At 48.0% G+C, this 18674-nt stretch carries 16 protein-coding genes; 8 read left to right on the top strand and 8 right to left on the bottom strand.

Translation table 11 applies throughout. The features are described from left to right. Nucleotides 1-33 precede the first annotated feature (33 nt). The 6 genes from coaD to HR45_RS16830 form a co-directional block, all read right to left on the bottom strand. Nucleotides 34-522: a pantetheine-phosphate adenylyltransferase gene (gene coaD / locus HR45_RS16855; RefSeq protein ID WP_037445373.1), complete on the bottom strand. Its 489-nt coding sequence runs from the start codon at nucleotides 520-522 to the stop codon at nucleotides 34-36. Nucleotides 523-699: 177 nt separating this feature from the next. Continuing rightward, nucleotides 700-2784 carry a YjbH domain-containing protein gene (locus tag HR45_RS16850; protein ID WP_037445371.1) on the bottom strand — a complete coding sequence of 695 codons (2085 nt, stop codon included), beginning with the start codon at nucleotides 2782-2784 and terminating at the stop codon, nucleotides 700-702. A 24-nt stretch (nucleotides 2785-2808) separates the two neighbouring features. Then, the gene (locus HR45_RS16845) at nucleotides 2809-3540 is read right to left on the bottom strand and encodes a capsule biosynthesis GfcC family protein (protein ID WP_037445369.1); all 732 of its coding nucleotides are present in this window, start codon (nucleotides 3538-3540) and stop codon (nucleotides 2809-2811) included. Then, nucleotides 3537-4124, bottom strand: a complete 588-nt coding sequence (locus HR45_RS16840) for a YjbF family lipoprotein (protein WP_037445367.1) — start codon at nucleotides 4122-4124, stop codon at nucleotides 3537-3539. The genes HR45_RS16845 and HR45_RS16840 overlap by 4 nt, the downstream gene beginning before the upstream one ends. A 132-nt stretch (nucleotides 4125-4256) precedes the next feature. Next, on the bottom strand, nucleotides 4257-4535 hold the full coding sequence (locus tag HR45_RS16835) for a hypothetical protein (protein WP_037445366.1): 279 nt from the start codon (nucleotides 4533-4535) through the stop codon (nucleotides 4257-4259). A gap of 377 nt (nucleotides 4536-4912) precedes the next feature. After that, nucleotides 4913-5953 carry a glycosyltransferase family 9 protein gene (locus HR45_RS16830; protein ID WP_037445364.1) on the bottom strand — a complete coding sequence of 347 codons (1041 nt, stop codon included), beginning with the start codon at nucleotides 5951-5953 and terminating at the stop codon, nucleotides 4913-4915. Between the two features lie 85 nt (nucleotides 5954-6038). Here HR45_RS16830 and HR45_RS16825 point away from each other — a divergent pair, with 85 nt between their 5' ends. Then, nucleotides 6039-6770: a 3-deoxy-D-manno-octulosonic acid kinase gene (locus HR45_RS16825; RefSeq protein ID WP_037445362.1), complete on the top strand. Its 732-nt coding sequence runs from the start codon at nucleotides 6039-6041 to the stop codon at nucleotides 6768-6770. A gap of 47 nt (nucleotides 6771-6817) precedes the next feature. On the opposite strand, the gene waaA is transcribed toward HR45_RS16825, so the two are convergent. Beyond that, complete coding sequence (waaA, locus tag HR45_RS16820) at nucleotides 6818-8089, bottom strand: lipid IV(A) 3-deoxy-D-manno-octulosonic acid transferase (RefSeq protein ID WP_037445361.1); 1272 nt, start codon at nucleotides 8087-8089, stop codon at nucleotides 6818-6820. Nucleotides 8090-8181: 92 nt separating this feature from the next. Between waaA and HR45_RS16815 the strand changes: the two genes are divergently transcribed. From HR45_RS16815 to HR45_RS16790, 6 genes are all read left to right on the top strand, one after another. Continuing rightward, complete coding sequence (locus HR45_RS16815; protein ID WP_037445360.1) at nucleotides 8182-8823, top strand: TetR/AcrR family transcriptional regulator; 642 nt, start codon at nucleotides 8182-8184, stop codon at nucleotides 8821-8823. A 184-nt stretch (nucleotides 8824-9007) separates the two neighbouring features. Beyond that, a complete protein-coding gene (locus tag HR45_RS16810; RefSeq protein WP_037445359.1) occupies nucleotides 9008-10201 on the top strand; it encodes a glycine C-acetyltransferase in 1194 nt (397 codons plus the stop codon). Nucleotides 10202-10221: 20 nt separating this feature from the next. After that, on the top strand, nucleotides 10222-11247 hold the full coding sequence (gene tdh / locus HR45_RS16805) for an L-threonine 3-dehydrogenase (protein ID WP_037445358.1): 1026 nt from the start codon (nucleotides 10222-10224) through the stop codon (nucleotides 11245-11247). 104 nt (nucleotides 11248-11351) lie between these two features. After that, nucleotides 11352-11660, top strand: a complete 309-nt coding sequence (gene glpE, locus HR45_RS16800; protein ID WP_037445417.1) for a thiosulfate sulfurtransferase GlpE — start codon at nucleotides 11352-11354, stop codon at nucleotides 11658-11660. Further along, nucleotides 11653-12483: a rhomboid family intramembrane serine protease GlpG gene (gene glpG / locus HR45_RS16795; protein ID WP_037445356.1), complete on the top strand. Its 831-nt coding sequence runs from the start codon at nucleotides 11653-11655 to the stop codon at nucleotides 12481-12483. The genes glpE and glpG overlap by 8 nt, the downstream gene beginning before the upstream one ends. Before the next feature lie 117 nt (nucleotides 12484-12600). After that, nucleotides 12601-14349, top strand: a complete 1749-nt coding sequence (locus HR45_RS16790; RefSeq protein WP_037445355.1) for a M1 family metallopeptidase — start codon at nucleotides 12601-12603, stop codon at nucleotides 14347-14349. Nucleotides 14350-14425: 76 nt separating this feature from the next. Here HR45_RS16790 and elbB read toward each other — a convergent pair whose 3' ends face one another. Beyond that, nucleotides 14426-15079, bottom strand: a complete 654-nt coding sequence (elbB, locus tag HR45_RS16785; RefSeq protein WP_037445354.1) for an isoprenoid biosynthesis glyoxalase ElbB — start codon at nucleotides 15077-15079, stop codon at nucleotides 14426-14428. A gap of 386 nt (nucleotides 15080-15465) precedes the next feature. Here elbB and polA point away from each other — a divergent pair, with 386 nt between their 5' ends. Further along, a complete protein-coding gene (gene polA, locus HR45_RS16780; protein ID WP_037445352.1) occupies nucleotides 15466-18225 on the top strand; it encodes a DNA polymerase I in 2760 nt (919 codons plus the stop codon). Nucleotides 18226-18674: the final 449 nt, after the last annotated feature.

Below are 18674 nucleotides of genomic sequence, written 5' to 3'. Positions count from 1 at the left end.
CGAAACAAAAACGCCGACATTTGTTGGCGTTTTTTACGCTTTATTTTTAAAGAATTGCTGCAGTGCTGCCATCACTGTGGGATGCACAAATTGCGCAACATCGCCCCCATGTAACGCCACCTCTTTGACCAGCGTCGACGAAATAAAGCTGTTCTCCTCAGATGGAGTCAGGAACACGCTTTCTAAGCCTGGGTACAAACGACGATTCATGCTGGCCAATTGAAATTCATACTCGAAATCCGATACCGCCCGCAAACCTCGCACCAGAACCGTTGCTTGATGTTGTTTAGCAAAATCTACCAGTAACCCACTGAAGCCAACCACTTCAACATTATCGAGATCTGCTGTCACTTGGTTTAGCAATGCAACACGTTGCTCCAAGTTAAATCTAGGCTGTTTAGAAGGATTAGCTGCAACCGCAATAATCAACTTAGGAAACAGCGAAGCTGCGCGCACGATAAGATCCGTGTGACCATTCGTCACCGGATCGAACGTACCAGGGTAAACCGCAATGTTATGCATAACTAATCTCTTAAGCCAAAACCGTCAGCCCGCCGCTGAAAAACATGAAACGAAGCTGCCAAAAATTTTTCATAGTATGCCATGGAATAATGCGCACCAGAAAAATATTCACCTTGAGTAACAGGCATGAAAAAGCCCTGTCAAACAGGGCTTTTTAGCAGGTAAAATCTGCAACGCTTACTGCTTACGCGCCTTTACTTCATTCGCGCCACGTTGTTCAGTCATATAGTACAAAGAATATTTGCGACCCAGTTTTTGTCCACCATCACGCGTTAATGGCGTCCATCCCAACCCGGCACGACTCAAAGAGCTTGTGGTTGAGAACATATCAAACGGAATCGACAAGAACACGCCCTTGGTAAAGCTACCTTCACCATATTCTTCCGCACTCACATCGGTGAACGTTGCATAAGCGCCCAATCGAACGCCGTTATCAAACTCACGATAGAGAGAGAACGTCGCACCATAATCTTTGGCTAAATAACGGCCGACATCGATTTCGGAATGTAAATTATACCAAGGCAATTGATAGTAAAAACTAAAATGCCCGGTAACGGTTTCATAGTCCCTAAAACCAAATAACTGATTGAAATCACGTTGTTTCACGGCGTTAATATCAACACCGAAGGCATAATCCTTACCAAACGGACGATACAATAGTTCACCACCGACTCCACCGAACATGGACTCAAGATATCCAGCATAAACTTGGCTATACCAGCTACTACCTAATTGGTTAAACCAAGTAGCCTGCAAATCACTGATTCCCACATCCGAGTTCACCAAATATTCACGAATATAAGTTCTTACGCGCGGCAGGTTACTGAAACCATCGTATTTATATTTATCAAAGTTGTTGAATAGGTTAAGCGCTAAATTACCACCGACTTCAAAATTATCGCTAAAGCTATAGCGCAACCCGCCACGCAAATTAACTTGATAGAGCAAGAAGCCGTCAGGGCCCCCCAAAGACTGAGTGAACCCTGGATTGACAGAATACCCCCACCCGGAATTAGACTCCTTTTGCCACACTTGCTCACCAATAGGTGAATCAGGTGAGTTCACATCCGTCAATTGAGGGGTATCATTAAAATCATGATTATAATTTAATTTCTCTTCTAAGGTTTTGCGCTCAATCGTTGTTTCTACGACGGACATTCCCGCCGATTGCTCAACAAAGCGATATTCACGGGTTCCCAAGTCTGTGACGTTATACAAAATGGCTGCCGCACGCACATCGGCCTTTTCGCGATCGCGATATTTGCCTTGCACTCCCTCCACAATCACTTGACGGTTGTTTTGGTAAATCTTGCGCGGATAAAATCCGGCCTTACTACCCAAATCCTTGGCGACCTTATCCCAATCTTTCTCTGCGGGCTTATCAGCTAGCTTGCTCACGGGAGGATCTTTCTTAAATCGGATGACGTCATTGATTAAATTAGCATGCAAGGTAAAACCAAATGACAAGGTATTACCACGTTCATAAGACAGCTTTAGATCGAGATTATCCGTTGGTTTAAGCACTATACCAACATTAAATCTTGAGTCCTGAGGTTGATTATTGTTCTGCGGCTCATGCTGATAATCATTACCATCCCACTCCAACTTCAGCGTCAATGGATCCCAAGGTGTTTGATATTCTACCCCAGCGAAAAGACCGACTCGCTCACTGCGAAAGAAATTATTAAAATCAACCGTACCACCGCTACCACCTTGCCAATCAGCTCTGTCACACATTCTGTCAGCAGCTTGGCAAAATGGGTTCTGAATATCGCCAGCGCCCCCGAGATAACCCCAAGCCATCCCTAGGGTAAAATCAAACGGTCCAACTCGCTTGGTGGCACTAAGATACTCACTGGAGAATAATCCGGTTCCCCCAATATCCTGAAAGCCGACCGCAACGTCTGGCAGATAGTAACTTTCTTCTAATAAACGGAATTTTACGTCTATCCCTTTATCTTTATAGGACTGATCACCCGCAATAGAAGGCCCATACAAGCGATTGGTAATACTGACGTAACGAATTGAGGTACTCATCCAAGGAAGGGGTTGAAAGTTAACCGCACCAAAGACATAAGGGTTGATTCTTGAGTAATTAATACTCATATCGCCGTCCGGCGCCATACGCGCCGTCGGCATCTGCATCAAACCAATACCGCCAAAGTCATTACGTGTCGGCGTTACTTGGTCAGACCATGCGCCCCATGACGTTGAACAGGGCAGAAGTAAACTGGTTAAGGTTAGCAGTTTAGAAAATTGCATATATCGTCCATGGCTCCAACACATTTATGGCAATAACTGCGCAGCAAAAAGTTGTAATAGTGATTGTTGGAAGTGCTCCAGCTGTTCATCATCGTCATCAATAGGAACGTAAACATAACTTCCTGGTGCTAAATAGGCTTGCTCGGTATTCCAGTACGCGATACCCACTTTACGAATACTGGTATCTGGCCCTATAACCCACACATAACTAGGATTTGCGCCATCGAGCCGCTCTAGTTCAGCGGCATAATCGGCAACGGTTTTACCGGAAACAAAGGCGACTGAATACGGCCTAACTGCGCCGACAATATTTATCGTGTTCGGACGAGTCGGCACATAAAACCGGTCTTCTTGCTTCAGGAAGCGGTTTTGTTGCGGATCCAACTCCAATAAATCCCAAGAAAACGTGACGGGCACTCGTCCAGTGGCTTGCAGTTGTTCTATCTGCTGGGTAAACGACGCAGCCAGTTCAGGACTTAAGTCAAGACTGGGCAATTCTGACAATAACAATAAGCGACGGGCACTTTGGTGCAGCACAAAAGATTGTCTAATCCAAGCCGCACCTGTGAGGTAAGCGTCTTGTGTATATTCAGAGGCTGCTACCACCTTACCGATTCGATCCCCCATTGAAAACGTGACAGCTGGAGGTAATTTAACTTGTCCTGTTACCGAAACATTCATTTCTGCAGCAGCATAAGAAGAATCGACGAAAATGAAAGAAATTAAACAGGCGACAAGATAACAAAGCGGTTTCATGATACATCTCCGCTAAAAGGTTTAAGCAGCGTAATACTAAAAACTGGTAAATCTGGTGATGGAGCCTGCTTTGACTTCCATACCAAACCATTATCATCCAGCCAAAATCTATTGATGACTTGATAGCCAATCTCGGGGATGGAAAAAGTTTCTTCAGCCAGAGTAAGTCGCTTGTTATATGGACCAAGTTTTATCGTTTGTTGCTCTTTAACCGCAAACTGACTTTCAAACTTTAAGCCAAATTTGTAGCTCGGTAACAAATCCACATGTCCAGTAGCTTTAGCACCATTCAGCTGATTAAGTGGCAAGGCTAGTGGGTCTTGAGTATCGAATACTAGGCTGGCGAGATTGTGCTCTAGCCCGTCAGTGCGGACCAAACGTCCGTAAGCCGTGGTGAGGCTCTCTTTTTGAGCCGTCAGCCATTGCCGTTCATTTCCCTTAATATAGGCAAGCACAATAACAGCCTGTGGACCATCACCAAGCTGACCATAGATAGTGGCATAAGGCAGCTTATCAAGATCTTCGGCTGAGATATCATAACTAGGCGGAGCGGATATGGCGTCTATAAACGTCTGATACGCCATAGTACTCTTAGAACCACATCCTGTTAATCCGACAGCGCATAAGAGCGCAAGTAAGAGTTTTTTGTTCATGGAATTATGATGAACCGATAAAAAAAGGCCAGCGTAGGCTGGCCTTAATATGAAAACAATAACTTAGTTGGTACCTGTAGTACCTGTACCTGTAGTACCTGTAGTACCTGTACCTGGAGGATTAATTGGGTCGGTAGGATCACTGCTGTCGTTGTTATTGTTATCAACAGCAACAACAACACCGGCAGCTACCGCGACACCAATGGTCGTCAAACCAGCAACACCTAAACCGCCAAAGCCAGCACCACCAGCACCAGCACCAGCACCAGCACCTTCAGCAGCCATTGCAGATCCCGCAAACAATAAAGATGCGGTCAACATCGCAATTGCACTTTTCTTCATAGCAAACTCCTTGTAGACATAGATAAAAGTTGTGCAAACGAGGATAGTGAGGCCGCGAAACGGATTCTGACACTATTCGTTACAGCAAAAACTGCTCTAAATGTAATCGTATCGCAATACGAGGTCAAGCTGATTATCTAATTTACCGTAAAAAAGATTGGGTTCAAAAAACAGTATAATTACTTGATATTGCTGTATTTGGTATGTGGGAATTTCGGGATTTTCGAACGGCTTTTAACTTTGTTAATGACCAATAGCTGTTACGTAACAGCTATTGTTTGCTGTCATTGATACATATTTAAACAGCGGAATGACAGCTAAAATAAAAACAAATTGGGTAGATAGGTTTCTCTCAACCAATCTCAATTTGCTGTTATTTATTCAACGGCCATCGCTTTATCAAACAAGTGATATACGCATTCTACAGAGATCTTTTCCATTAAGTTCTCACCTTTCGCGCGCTTTCCCCAAGCTATTGTTTGCTTTGGATATTGTTCGGTAATCACTCGCTCGTAAACACTGGCGACATAATCGCGATAGAGATAAGGGCCTGTGCGACCGGGGTTGGAATGGGCATATAAACCAATAACTGGCGTGCCTTGAGTGACAGCCATATGCGCAGGACCAGTATCGGGTGCCAGTGCAATCGTGGCGCGTTTTAGCATCGCCAGCAGTTGCACAAGGGAGGTTTGTCCCACCAGATTGGTCAACTCAGATTGACTGTGCTTGATGATATTGACCGCTAAATCTTTTTCTAATTGCGCCGGGCCACCGCACAGATACACTTTAAAGCCTTTGGCTACGGCGTAATCCGCGACGGCGGCATAGCGCTCTGGCAACCAGTTGCGTTCCGCTTTGCTAGCAGCAGCGCAGATCACCAAGGCCTTTTCATTACTCGGCAGTTGTTGCTCGGCAAACGCCATATCTGATTCTGGGATGGGAATATGCCACTGCGGCGTTAAATCGGTCACGCCGATTTTTTCGGCAAAGCCCATAAAGCCTTCCAGCACGTGCGGTGTTGCCAGCGGCTTGACCCGTTCGTTGGTCACCAGCCATTGACCTTCTTTGGCGCGCGCCCGATCAAAGCCAATACGGACTTTGGCCTTGATCATCAGTGATGCAATGGTCGCTCGAGCCGCCACTTGCATATGCAGCAGCACATCGAATTTACGCCCGCCGAGTTTGCGTTTCAGATCGCCATAGCTCTTCCAGCCCAAAGATTTATCAAAGATGACAAAATCTACTCCCGGCAGATGCTTCAGCAGTTGATATTCCACCTTACCAATCACCCAAGTGATCGGTAGCTGCGGATATTGCCGCTGAATAGCCTGCACCATAGCAACCGCGTGGCAGACATCGCCAATCGCAGACAGACGCAGAATACAGAGAGATTTCATTTGGCTGGGGTCAAAACGCATCGGATTTATCAAGGCTTATTAAGTGCAAGGCTCAGATCTTAATGTAGAATGGCGTCAGGTGCTAACGCTTTAGATACTCATTAACATGCAATTAAAAAAAACCGCCCACGGCCAAATTGCTTTTTGTCACGACACCCCCACTGAAATAAGCCCCGAATGGTTTACTGAGGCCTTCTGGCGCCAGCAAAACGCCGTGGTTGGCAGCTCCAGTGGCCGCAATATCACTTGGTTTGTTGCGCATGAGAGTGAGCGTTGGGCACTGCGCCATTACTGGCGGGGCGGCTTAATTGCCAAACTGATCAAAGATGCTTATCCGTTTTCTGGTTACGAAAACACTCGCGCCTTTGCTGAGTTACAACTGCTCGAACAGCTATACGATGAAGGCTTTGCGGTGCCTAAACCTATCGCCGCACAAGTGGTGCGCAGTGGGTTTGTTTATCGCGCTGATATTCTCACGAAACTTTTGCCGAATGCGCAGGATTTGGTGGGCTTGCTAGCAGAACGCGCGCTAACAGATACGGAGTGGCAAGCGCTAGGTCAGCTGATCGCTAAGTTCCACCATCGCGGTGTGTATCATGCGGATCTCAATGCTAAGAATATTCTGCTGAGTGATGGTCAGTTTTACCTGATTGATTTTGACCGCGGTGAACTGCGCGATGCCACGCCCGACTGGCAACGCAGCAACATGGAACGGTTACTGCGATCGTTTAGAAAAGAGCATGGCAAACAGCCAACACTGGCGTTTGATGAACATTGTTGGCAACAGTTAATTGCAGGCTACCAACAAGTTAATCCAATTGGGCTTGAGAATAGCTAACACCGAACGGAATAAACTGCGCGCGTTAGCTTTCACTAGCGGGTGTGCTACTCGTGCGTAATCTGATTCAGCAACGGCGCTGCCACCGCAAATTGTCGCGCCAGCGTACCGCGATTAATCTCGACCACGTTTAACCCCGCATGGCCTGCGGCGGACTTTTGTTCAACATCACTCAACAAATTTATCGCGGCGCGAGCCATTGCGTCGCCGTCCGCCACAATCTGCATTGCGCCAGCTTCTTGCAAAATGGTGCTGATCTCTAAAAAGTCGCGATAGTTTGGCCCTTGCAGAATTGGTAACCCTAATGCCGCGGGTTCCAGCGGATTATGGCCGCCCATCACAATCAGTGAGCCACCAACGAAGGCCAAATCACCACACGCATACCAGCCGAGCATTTCACCCATGGTGTCACCGAGTAACACTTGAGTTTTTTTGATGACCGGTTGCTGCGCACTGCGACGCACACATTCAAATCCAGCATCATTAATTGCGGTGGCGGCGTTATCAAATTGCTCCGGATGACGGGGCACCATAATGAGCAGTGCATCAGGCCAACGCTGCAAAATCTGCTGATGACATTCAAGCACTGCGGCAAACTCGCCGGGATGCACGCTGCCTGCTACCCACACCACCGAACGTTGCCATTGCTGTTTCAACGCCTGGTAAGGCGCAAGTTGCGCGGCATCTAGGGTTAAGTCGAACTTCAAACTGCCACAGATATGCACCCGCGGTTGCGGTACGCCGAGGGCGATAAAGCGCTGCGCTTCTTCAGGAGTTTGCACCGCGATTAAATCCAGTTGCTTGAGCATCGGGCCGCTTAACTTGGACCATTTTTCATAGCCCAGCGCCGATTTTGCAGACAAGCGCGCATTAGCCAGCATGATGTTGGCGCCACGCTGCTTGCTGTAATGCAGTAGATTTGGCCACAGCTCAGTTTCCATCACAATCAGCAAGTTAGGCTGGAGTTGGCGCAAAAAACGTTTGATGCACAGCGGCAGATCAAACGGCAGATAACAGTGCTGCACGCTGTCACCAAACGCTTTGGTGACCAACTTTGATCCGGTAGGACTGGTGGTAGTAACGGTAATCGACAGCTGCGGATATTGCTGCTTAATCTTTTTGATGAACGGAATGGCGGCTTGAGTTTCGCCCATTGATACGCTGTGGATCAGCACATCGCTGCGCTGTAATCGCGTCAAACCAAATCGCTCCGCCCAACGGCCGCGATAATCCGCGCTTTTGATCGCACGAATCGTTAAATAAATCAGCAATATTGGCGTAAGCAGGTACAATAAAAACGAGTAGCAAATGCGGTTCATGCGCGTTATCAATCAGGTTTACCACTGAAACGGCAATGGTAACATAGACGCGCCCACCGCATAAGCAAGGCCCTATTGATTCAAGGATTGCCATGAAAACCCGCGACCGTATCATTCAAGCGAGTCTCCAGCTCTTTAACGAACATGGTGAGCGTAGTACCACCACTAATCATATCGCCGCGCATTTGGGCATGAGCCCAGGCAACCTGTATTACCATTTTCGTAATAAAGAGGACATCATCCTAAGCATCTTTCAGCAATATGAGCAGCACTTAGAATCGGCATTTCAGCCGTATCACGATGAAGCGCTTAACATTGAACTGCTGATCAAATACTTCGATGCGGTATTTTACGCGCTGTGGCAATTCCGTTTTGTTTATACCAACTTAGCCGATATTTTGAGTCGGGATGAACAACTCAAAGCGCGCTATCTCAAGGTACAAACAAGGCTACAAGACCATGTATGTAAGCTGCTAACCCAGTTGTGTAACGACGGCTTTTTGAAAATTGAATCGGCCCATATTCCTGCGTTGGCAGATACGGTAAAAATGATTGTGAGTTTTTGGATTAGCTATCAACTTACGCAAACCACCATGAAAAGCATTACCAAAAGTGCCATTTATGATGGGGTGCTTCGACTGCTGATGCTGTTTCGCGCCTATGCGACAGAAACGTCATTCGAGACGATTAATCGCATTGAACAACACTATCTTAGTCTTTCTCAAAGCAACTAATTTATCGCGGTACCTTACCTCAAGCTGACGACATCAGATTAGATTTATTTATGAAACTCACTATCACGCACTAATCTTACTAATAGCGCTATGGCTAGGCTAAAAATCACTGTGGTGGCGGTCTAATTGGGGTTAAAATGCCGCCAATTCCACAAGTCAGCATAATCACTAAAGGAGACTGAACGTGGCATCTTCTGTATTCTACCAACAGATCCAACAACAACTCGAACAAACCAAAGCGGACGGCCTCTATAAAAGCGAACGCATTATCGTATCGCCACAACAAACTGCCATCACCGTAAATGACGAAGAAGTGATTAACTTCTGCGCCAACAACTACTTAGGGTTAGCTAACCATCCAGCGCTGATTGAAGCCGCCAAACAAGGGCTTGATGATCACGGCTTTGGTATGGCATCAGTACGCTTTATTTGCGGCACTCAAGATATCCATAAACAGCTGGAAGCTAAGCTGTCTGCCTTTTTAGGCACCGAAGACACCATTCTGTACTCATCATGCTTTGACGCTAACGGCGGTTTATTTGAAACCCTGCTGAGTGCTGAAGACGCGATTATCTCTGACGCACTGAACCACGCCTCCATCATCGACGGCGTGCGTTTGTGTAAAGCTAAACGCTTCCGCTACGCCAACAACGATATGGCGGATTTAGAGCAACAATTGATTGCCGCCAAAGATGCTTGCGCGCGCCATATTTTAATCGCCACCGACGGCGTATTCTCTATGGACGGCGTGATTGCCAACCTCAAAGGCGTGTGCGATTTGGCCGACAAATACGGCGCACTGGTGATGGTGGATGATTCCCACGCAGTGGGTTTTGTTGGCGACAAAGGCCGTGGCACTCACGAATATTGCGACGTAATGGATCGCGTAGACATCATCACCGGCACACTCGGCAAAGCCCTTGGTGGCGCGTCTGGTGGCTACACTGCTGGTAAAAAAGAGGTGATCGACTGGCTGCGTCAACGCTCACGCCCATATCTGTTCTCTAACTCTTTGGCGCCAGCGATTGTGTCGGCCTCTATCAAAGTATTGGAACTGCTGGAAGATGGCGATGCACTGCGTAACCAATTGCGTGAAAACGCACAGTACTTCCGCGAGCAAATGTCTGCCGCAGGTTTCAACTTGGCCGGAGCCGACCACGCTATCGTGCCGGTAATGATTGGCGACGCCAAACTGGCGGGCGATTTTGCTAACAAACTGCTCGAAGAAAACATCTACGTGATTGGCTTCTCGTTCCCGGTTGTACCACAAGGCCAAGCTCGTATCCGTACCCAAATGTCGGCCGCGCACACTAAGGCGCAGCTGGACCGCGCCATTGCCGCCTTTACCCGTATCGGTAAAGAGATGGGCATTATCTAAGGCGAGCATTGAGAGTCATCATGAAAGCATTAAGCAAATTAAAGCCTGAACAAGGCATCTGGATGGTCGATGTTGAAAAGCCGGAAATGGGCCCGAACGACCTGCTGATCAAAATTCGCAAAACCGCCATTTGCGGCACCGATGTGCATATCTACAACTGGGACGAATGGTCACAAAACACTATTCCAGTACCTATGGTGGTTGGTCACGAATATGTTGGCGAAGTGGTGGGCGTAGGCAGCGAAGTACGCGGTTTTAACCTCGGTGACCGCGTTTCTGGCGAAGGCCACATCACTTGCGGCCACTGTCGTAACTGTCGCGCAGGCCGCACTCACTTGTGCCGCAACACTTTTGGTGTGGGCGTAAACCGCGAAGGCTGTTTTGCTGAATATCTGGTGATCCCAGCGTTCAACGCTTTCCGCATTCCAGACGATATCAGCAACGATTTAGCCTCTATCTTCGATCCATTCGGTAACGCAGTGCACACTGCGCTGTCATTTGATCTGGTTGGCGAAGATGTGTTGATCACCGGCGCCGGTCCCATTGGCATTATGGCGGTGGCGATTTGTAAACACGTGGGTGCGCGCCACGTGGTGATCACCGATGTCAACGAATACCGCTTAGATCTGGCGCGTAAAATGGGCGCCACCCGCGCGGTCAACGTAGCTAAAGAAGATCTTAAAGACGTCATGAAAGAGCTGAAAATGACTGAAGGCTTTGACGTCGGTTTAGAGATGTCTGGCGTGCCATCAGCGTTCCACGCCATGCTGGACACCATGAACCACGGCGGCAAAATCGCTATGCTGGGTATTCCTGGCGGCCAAATGGCGATTGATTGGAGCAAAGTGATCTTCAAAGGCTTAGTGATTAAAGGCATTTACGGCCGTGAGATGTTTGAGACTTGGTACAAGATGGCCAGTTTGATCCAATCTGGCTTAGATATTTCGCCAATCATTACTCACCAATTTGCCATCGATGACTTCCAAGCGGGCTTTGATGCCATGCGCTCTGGTCAATCAGGCAAAGTGATCCTGAACTGGGAATAACACCCAAATCAGGACTCTGCTTGCTGGGCACTGTACTCACGCAGTGCCCTCAGGCAAAATGTGATCAGTATCAACAAATTAGCCGCAAAGCATTAGGTATTCCCATGACGACCTACAAGATCCTGAACATTGCCGAACTCAAACAACGCCTGCAACAAGGCGAAGAATTACAAATCATCGATATCCGCGATCCCGCTAGCTTTGAGCAAGGCCATATCGCCGGCGCACAACGTGTGGGTAACGACAACATCGCCCAATTTATGGCGCAAGCAGATTTAGACGCGCCACTGGTTGTCGTTTGCTATCACGGCATTAGCAGCCAAGGTGCCGCCGAATATCTGCACCAGCAAGGTTTCGATGACATTTATAGCCTCGAAGGAGGTTACACCGCATGGGCGGCTGCTAATGGTTGAGATTGGCCGGCTGGCATCGCCCCGTGCCGTCATGGCACTGACCGATTATCTCAAAAGCCAAGGGATTGAAACCCGCATCGAGCATACCGCGCAGGGCACCGCGATTTACGTGGTGGACGAGCGTAATGCCATTGCCGCACAGCGCGAATTTGCCGCCTTTATTCACAATCCGATGGATGGCAAATACCAGCAAGCATCGTGGGAAGTGGGCGACAACCAAACCAAACTCGATTACGGCGCGCCTGGCTTACAACTGCTGACACAAGTTATCACTGGCGCCGGTCCGGTCACATTAGTGACCTTAATTACCTGTGTGGTTATCTATATTGCGATGATGTTCGCGCCCGAAGCCATCTTCAGCGCGCTATCGTTTTTTGGTGCCAGCACGGACAGCCATTGGCAGATTTGGCGCGTGTTTACCCCAAGCTTGCTGCATTTTTCGCTGCTACATATCGCCTTCAACATGGTGTGGTTGTGGTATCTCGGTGGCCGGATTGAAAACAGCCTCGGCAGTGGCCGTTTGTTACTGCTGCTTATGGTCGCCGGCACCTTGCCTAATATGGTGCAGTTTTTCTTTAGCGGGCCTAATTTTGGTGGGCTTTCCGGCGTAGTCTACGGCTTGATTGGCTACAGCTGGGTGATGAGCCAATGGGCGCCGCAACGCGGTTTAGTGCTGCAACCTGCGCTAATGGGCTTTATGTTGCTCTCCCTCGTACTCGGCTTTAGTGGTGTGATGGGCGATAACATTGCCAATAGCGCCCACTTAGCAGGCTTACTTACTGGTTTACTGCAAGGTTGGCTCGACAGCCGCCGCAAACGTTAATCTTCCACCTTCTGTTTACAAGTTTGAAACGATTCGCAACAGTTTTGCCGTAGTGATGCTCAGCATCACACGGCACAATGGCGGCTTAACCAACAAGAATAACGCCTGAAAGTTGCCATGAAATCCTACGCTTACCTATTTGCACCATTGCTCACTTTAGCCGTCGCGGGTTGTGCCAGCACCGCTTCACCAACGCCCGAGAAACCGCTCTACACTCAGCTGACGAAAGAATCTGGCGGCGACATGCCGGCCACGCAAAAAGACTTATTGTTCAAGCATGCTGAACTGCATTGGCAGGTGTTTCCGGAAACCCAAACCATTGCTGGCCATGCGGTATTACGTTTTGCCGCCAAAGCTGCGTTGACAACATTTTCCGTCGATCTCGACCGCGAACTGCCGATCAGCCAAATTGCAGTGAATGGCCAAACCTTATCTGCCAACCAATGGCAAAATCCTGAAGGCCGCGAGTTTATCACTCTGCCTCAAACGGTCGCACAAGGCGCGGAGTTTACCGTCACCATCGATTACGCCGGTAAACCACACCAAGCTAAACATGCCCCTTGGGATGGCGGTTTTGTCTGGAGCAAAACTGAGAACGGCCAACCATGGATTGCCACTGCGGTGCAAGGTGAAGGCTGCGATCTGTTCTGGCCGTGTATCGACCAACCAATGGGCGAGCCGTTAGTTGCCGATCTGTTCATCAAGGTACCCGCGCCACTGATCGCGCCATCTAACGGCAAATTGATTGATATAACTGAACAAGATGGTTGGAATACCTATCATTGGCAAGTTCAACAACCCAATACCTATGCCGTCGCGCTTAATATCGGCCCTTATGAAGAGCTGCAAGCGGATTATCACAGCAAATACGGTCATCAATATTCTATGCAATATTGGTATCTGAAAGGCGATAAGAAAGATGCCAGTGTGCTATTTCAAGAATTTCCGAAACAGTTGGAATTCTTTGAGCGTTACATCGGCCCTTACCCTTTTTGGCAAGACAAAATGGGCGTGGTGAATACGCCGCATTTGGGCATGGAGCATCAAACTATCAACGCGTATGGTAACCATTACGCCAAAGGGATTTTTGGTTACGACAGCTTGCTACAGCATGAACTGGCCCACGAGTGGTTTGGTAACCAACTGACCAATGAGAACTGGGACGATTTTTGGCTGCACGAAAGTTTTGCCACCTATATGCAACCGCTGTATGCCGAGTATCTGCACGGCAAAATGGCCTATGACGCGCAACTTTACGGCCTACGTGCCAAAGTCACCAATAAAGCGCCAATGGTATCGGGCGAATCGAAAACCGAAGAAGGCGTTTACGATGAAAAACGCGGCCCGGGACAAGATATCTACAATAAAGGTGCGCTGATGCTGCACACGCTACGCAACTATCTTGGTGATGAGAAGTTCTTCCGCGCCGTACGCGAGTTGGTGTATGGCACACCTAATCCGCAACCGGGCAACTTCAAGCCGATTTACAGCAATACCAAAACCTTTATTGCCATCGTCAATCGCGTCAGCGGTGAAGATATGACAGGCTTCTTCAACACCTATCTATACCAAGCCAAGTTGCCACAACTGGTGAGCGAACGTGAGGGTGATGTGTTGAAAATCCGTTGGCAGCAAACCACTGGCGACTTTGCGCTGCCAGTTGAAGTGTTGGTCGACGGTAAATTGTTCACGGTGTCAATGCCACACGGCCACGGTGAATTGGTTGTCGGTAATGCAGATCGGATTCAACTCGACCCTAAGCAAAAGCTATTAAAAGACGAGCCTTACTTTGCCGAACATCAAGCGTGGACCAAAGCGCAAAAAGAAAAGGCCGTTAAAGCCAAAAAAGCAACCACCAAATCCTGATAGGAGATCCGTTTAAAATTACAAAATGCCGCGAACGAATAAACGCTCACGGCATTTTTTATTATCGGGAAAATGATTACGCCAGCTCAACCACTTTGGCCACCAGCTTTTCAATGCCGTTATGCACTTCAACAATGTTACCCGCCAGCATGTAGGCAGGCGTGCTAACCACCTTGCGCGCAGCATCAACAACAATCTCATCCACCGTGACTGCTTGATGGTCGCCGCCCATCGCTTTAAATGCCGCCGCGGTATCAGCATCAGTGCCAATCGTGCCTTGCGCGCCCGCGCCATACAGCAGTGGGATCATGATTGGCGAGATACAGATAAAGCCGACCACTTTGTTAGCTTTGATAAACTGGCCAATAAATTCAGTCACAAGCGGTGGTATCTGCATCTCCGCCCCATTCACCGCAAAATCACACAGATTCTTCGCTGCACCAAAGCCACCAGGAATTACCAAGCCATCAAACTCACTGATATCGAGCTCAGTAGTTGCTTTTATCTCACCCCGCGCGATACGGGCAGATTCCACCAACACATTGCGAGTTTCACCTTCAGCCACTGCACCAGCAGCATGATTAATTACATGCATTTGCGCTATATCAGGCGCAAAACATTGGTAACTGACGCCAGCTTTTGCCAAGGCTAACAAGGTCAAAACGGCTTCGTGGATTTCACTACCATCAAATACGCCACAGCCACTTAGGAGCACGGCCATTTTCTTCATTAAAAAATCCCTCTTATGTCATTTGGGTTTAACAAATCTGTTACGAAACTGTTGATCTGTTCAAAAATCATGCTAACTTATTGCAACTGTTCCAGCGAGAGTTTGCTCTTTAACTCTCCGCAGTAAATCTGGAAATGGAATTTTAGAAATCCACAGACAGGAATATTTACGTAAAGTAAAGCACAACTCACAAAAAAAATTAAAATAAAATAAAAACAGTAAGTTAGATACAGGGACGATTTAGCCTTTCTCCTTTTACCCACGCTGTTACATTTTTCACTCACAGACTTATCCACAGGCTGAGAGTATTTTGTCGTGGCTCAAATTCACCGTCTGTGGCATCCTTTAACGCTAATTCAAACAGCTAAAAAATCGATTTCGACACTATGCCAAAAATCGCTGACAACCCACTGATCCTCGTTGACGGATCTTCCTATCTCTACCGCGCCTATTATGCCCCGCCACACCTCACCAACTCAAAAGGTGAAGCGACCGGAGCTGTCTATGGGGTTGTCAATATGCTGCGCAGCCTGCTGTCGCGTTATACGCCTTCGCAAATGGCGGTGGTGTTTGATGCCAAAGGGCCAACCTTTCGTAACGAGATGTACGCCGACTACAAAGCACATCGTCCACCAATGCCGGACGATCTGCGTAGCCAGATTGAACCTCTGCACCAAATCATTAAAGCATTAGGCCTGCCGCTGTTGTGCGTTCCCGGCGTAGAAGCAGATGATGTCATTGGCACCCTCGCCAGCCAAGCCAGCAAAGATGGCCGCGCGATTTTGATCAGCACTGGCGATAAAGATATGGCGCAGTTAGTGGATGATAACGTCACCCTGATCAATACCATGACCGATACCATTCTCGGGCCTGAGGAAGTCACCACTAAGTTTGGTGTCGGTCCAGAACTTATCATCGACTTACTCGCCATGATGGGCGACAAAGCCGATAACATTCCAGGCCTGCCAGGCGTGGGAGAGAAAACTGCGCTGGCGATGCTAACGGGTCTTGGCGGCGTAAGTAAGTTGTTAGCCAACCCTGATGATGTTGTCGCGATCGGTTTTAGAGGCTCGAAGACGATGCCGCAGAAAATTCGCGATAACGCCGAACTGCTGCAACTCTCCTATGAATTAGCGACCATCAAAACTGACTGTGAGTTGGATATCAAATGGGACGAGCTCAATATTCAACATCCCAACCGTGATGAGCTGATCAAGCTATACGGCGAGATGGAGTTCAAACGTTGGCTTGGCGAAGTGCTGGATAACAAAGCACCACAAAATGCGCATAAAGAAACTGCCAGCGCTGAAGATGTGGCAGAAACCGCCGCAGTGGAAATCGATTACGCCACCATTCTCACCAATGAACAGTTGAATAGCTGGCTGGAGCAACTGAGCAAGGCAGACGAATTCGCCGTGGATACCGAGACCACCAGCCTCAACTATATGGATGCAGAGCTCGTCGGTTTGTCATTCTCTATTGAGGAAGGCAAAGCTGCTTATCTGCCATTGATGCACAATTACGACGGCGCGCCAGCACAACTCGATAAAGCCGATGTGCTCGCCAAGCTGAAGCCGATTTTAGAAAACCCAGCAATTGGTAAAATCGGCCAAAATCTCAAATATGACATCAGTATTCTGGCTAACGTCGGTATCATCCTGCAGGGAGTGCGCTTTGATACCATGCTGGAATCCTATGTGTTCAATTCAGTGGCCTCGCGCCACGACATGGACGGCATGTCGCTGAAATATCTCGGCCATAAATGTGTCAGTTTTGAAGAGATTGCCGGTAAAGGTGCTAAGCAAAAAACATTTAACCAGATTGAGTTAGAAACGGCAGCGCACTATGCCGCTGAAGATGCTGATATTACCCTGCGTTTGCACCAACATCTTTGGCCACGCTTGAGTAAAGAAACCGACCTGCCCAGCGTGTTTACTAACATTGAGCTGCCGCTGATCACCATTTTGTCGAAAATGGAGCGCAACGGCGTACTGATCGACAGCATGTTGCTGGGGCAACAAAGTGATGAACTAGCACGCAAGATCGACGAACTCGAACAAAAAGCCTATGAAATTGCAGGTGAAGAGTTCAACTTGGGCTCCACCAAACAGCTACAACAGCTGTTCTTTGAAAAGCTCGGTTATCCGATCATCAAAAAAACACCGAAAGGCGCACCATCTACCGCAGAAGAGGTGTTAGTCGAACTATCGCTCGACTATCCGCTGCCCAAAGTGATTTTGGAACACCGTAGCTTAACTAAGTTGAAAAGTACCTACACCGATAAACTGCCAATGATGGTCAATGGCAAAACTGGCCGCGTCCATACGAGCTATCACCAAGCCAATGCGGCTACAGGTCGTTTATCATCGAGTGATCCGAACCTGCAAAACATTCCAATCCGCACTGAAGAAGGCCGCAAGATCCGCCAAGCCTTTATTGCGCCAACAGGCCGTAAAGTGTTGGCTGCCGACTACTCGCAAATTGAGTTGCGCATTATGGCGCATTTGTCGGGAGATGAAGGCTTGTTAACGGCATTTGCCGAGGGTAAAGATATTCACCGCGCCACCGCCGCCGAAGTGTTTGATGTAGCTTTTGAAACAGTAACATCCGAACAACGTCGCCGCGCCAAAGCAGTGAACTTTGGCTTAATTTACGGTATGTCAGCCTTTGGCTTAGCGCGTCAGTTAGATATTCCACGCAGCGAAGCCCAAAGTTATATCGATACCTACTTCAAACGTTATCCGGGCGTGATGCGTTATATGGAAGAAACTCGCGCATTGGCTGCCGAGCAAGGTTATGTCTCCACCCTGTTTGGTCGTCGGCTGTATCTGCCAGAAATTAGAGATCGGAACGCGATGCGCCGCCAATCTGCGGAACGCGCCGCGATTAACGCGCCGATGCAAGGTACGGCCGCCGATATCATCAAAAAAGCCATGATTGCGGTAGATGAATGGATCAGTAGCGAACAACGTGATGACATCACCATGGTGATGCAGGTACACGATGAATTGGTGTTTGAAGTCGATGAGCAAAATGCGGATGTGCTGAAAGATAAAATCTGCCAATTAATGGCGGAAGCGGCTGACTTAAAAGTACCGCTTTTAGCTGAAGCTGGCATTGGTGATAGTTGGGAACAAGCTCACTAATCATAGCGATGAAAGTTTGTCGAAATACTGAAAAAGGCATCACCAGATGCCTTTTTTATTTATATTCAAATGGTTACATAAAGACAGATAGAATCCCATCGAGTTTGCGATACCTACATCTGTGATCAAAAACGCGATTATTAACACCAAAAATAAAAAACTGTTTTCAAAATAGAGATAAATGGGCTATTATTCGCGGCGTAGGGTACAGAGGTTAAGATGTTCTATCTTTCAGACCTTTATTTCACTTTTAGTGATCAGCCAAATAATGGCGCCCCGGCCTCCACACACGGCCGGGGCTTTTTTTTGCCTTAGGATTAGAGTAATTACTTTAATTCGATAAAAAGATGCGCTATTCTGCAACAGAATCGTCAAATCACAGCTTTGATGATTCTTGAGTCTTGTTGGATTTTAGCTTCTCCCCAAAAGGGGCTAAATGAATTTATGCC

Origin of the sequence: Shewanella mangrovi (assembly GCF_000753795.1) — a bacterium.
GTDB classification, from domain to species: Bacteria; Pseudomonadota; Gammaproteobacteria; order Enterobacterales; family Shewanellaceae; genus Shewanella; species Shewanella mangrovi.
This window is presented reverse-complemented; position numbering and strand designations above follow the sequence as displayed.

What these genes read in the sequence shown, in the direction of transcription:
- coaD (WP_037445373.1), bottom strand. Translation starts at nt 522, where the DNA reads ATGCATAACATTGCGGTTTACCCTGGTACGTTCGATCCGGTGACGAAT.
- HR45_RS16850 (WP_037445371.1), bottom strand. Translation starts at nt 2,784, where the DNA reads ATGCAATTTTCTAAACTGCTAACCTTAACCAGTTTACTTCTGCCCTGT.
- HR45_RS16845 (WP_037445369.1), bottom strand. Translation starts at nt 3,540, where the DNA reads ATGAAACCGCTTTGTTATCTTGTCGCCTGTTTAATTTCTTTCATTTTC.
- HR45_RS16840 (WP_037445367.1), bottom strand. Translation starts at nt 4,124, where the DNA reads ATGGCGTATCAGACGTTTATAGACGCCATATCCGCTCCGCCTAGTTAT.
- HR45_RS16835 (WP_037445366.1), bottom strand. Translation starts at nt 4,535, where the DNA reads ATGAAGAAAAGTGCAATTGCGATGTTGACCGCATCTTTATTGTTTGCG.
- HR45_RS16830 (WP_037445364.1), bottom strand. Translation starts at nt 5,953, where the DNA reads ATGCGTTTTGACCCCAGCCAAATGAAATCTCTCTGTATTCTGCGTCTG.
- HR45_RS16825 (WP_037445362.1), top strand. Translation starts at nt 6,039, where the DNA reads ATGCAATTAAAAAAAACCGCCCACGGCCAAATTGCTTTTTGTCACGAC.
- waaA (WP_037445361.1), bottom strand. Translation starts at nt 8,089, where the DNA reads ATGAACCGCATTTGCTACTCGTTTTTATTGTACCTGCTTACGCCAATA.
- HR45_RS16815 (WP_037445360.1), top strand. Translation starts at nt 8,182, where the DNA reads ATGAAAACCCGCGACCGTATCATTCAAGCGAGTCTCCAGCTCTTTAAC.
- tdh (WP_037445358.1), top strand. Translation starts at nt 10,222, where the DNA reads ATGAAAGCATTAAGCAAATTAAAGCCTGAACAAGGCATCTGGATGGTC.
- glpE (WP_037445417.1), top strand. Translation starts at nt 11,352, where the DNA reads ATGACGACCTACAAGATCCTGAACATTGCCGAACTCAAACAACGCCTG.
- glpG (WP_037445356.1), top strand. Translation starts at nt 11,653, where the DNA reads ATGGTTGAGATTGGCCGGCTGGCATCGCCCCGTGCCGTCATGGCACTG.
- HR45_RS16790 (WP_037445355.1), top strand. Translation starts at nt 12,601, where the DNA reads ATGAAATCCTACGCTTACCTATTTGCACCATTGCTCACTTTAGCCGTC.
- elbB (WP_037445354.1), bottom strand. Translation starts at nt 15,079, where the DNA reads ATGAAGAAAATGGCCGTGCTCCTAAGTGGCTGTGGCGTATTTGATGGT.
- polA (WP_037445352.1), top strand. Translation starts at nt 15,466, where the DNA reads ATGCCAAAAATCGCTGACAACCCACTGATCCTCGTTGACGGATCTTCC.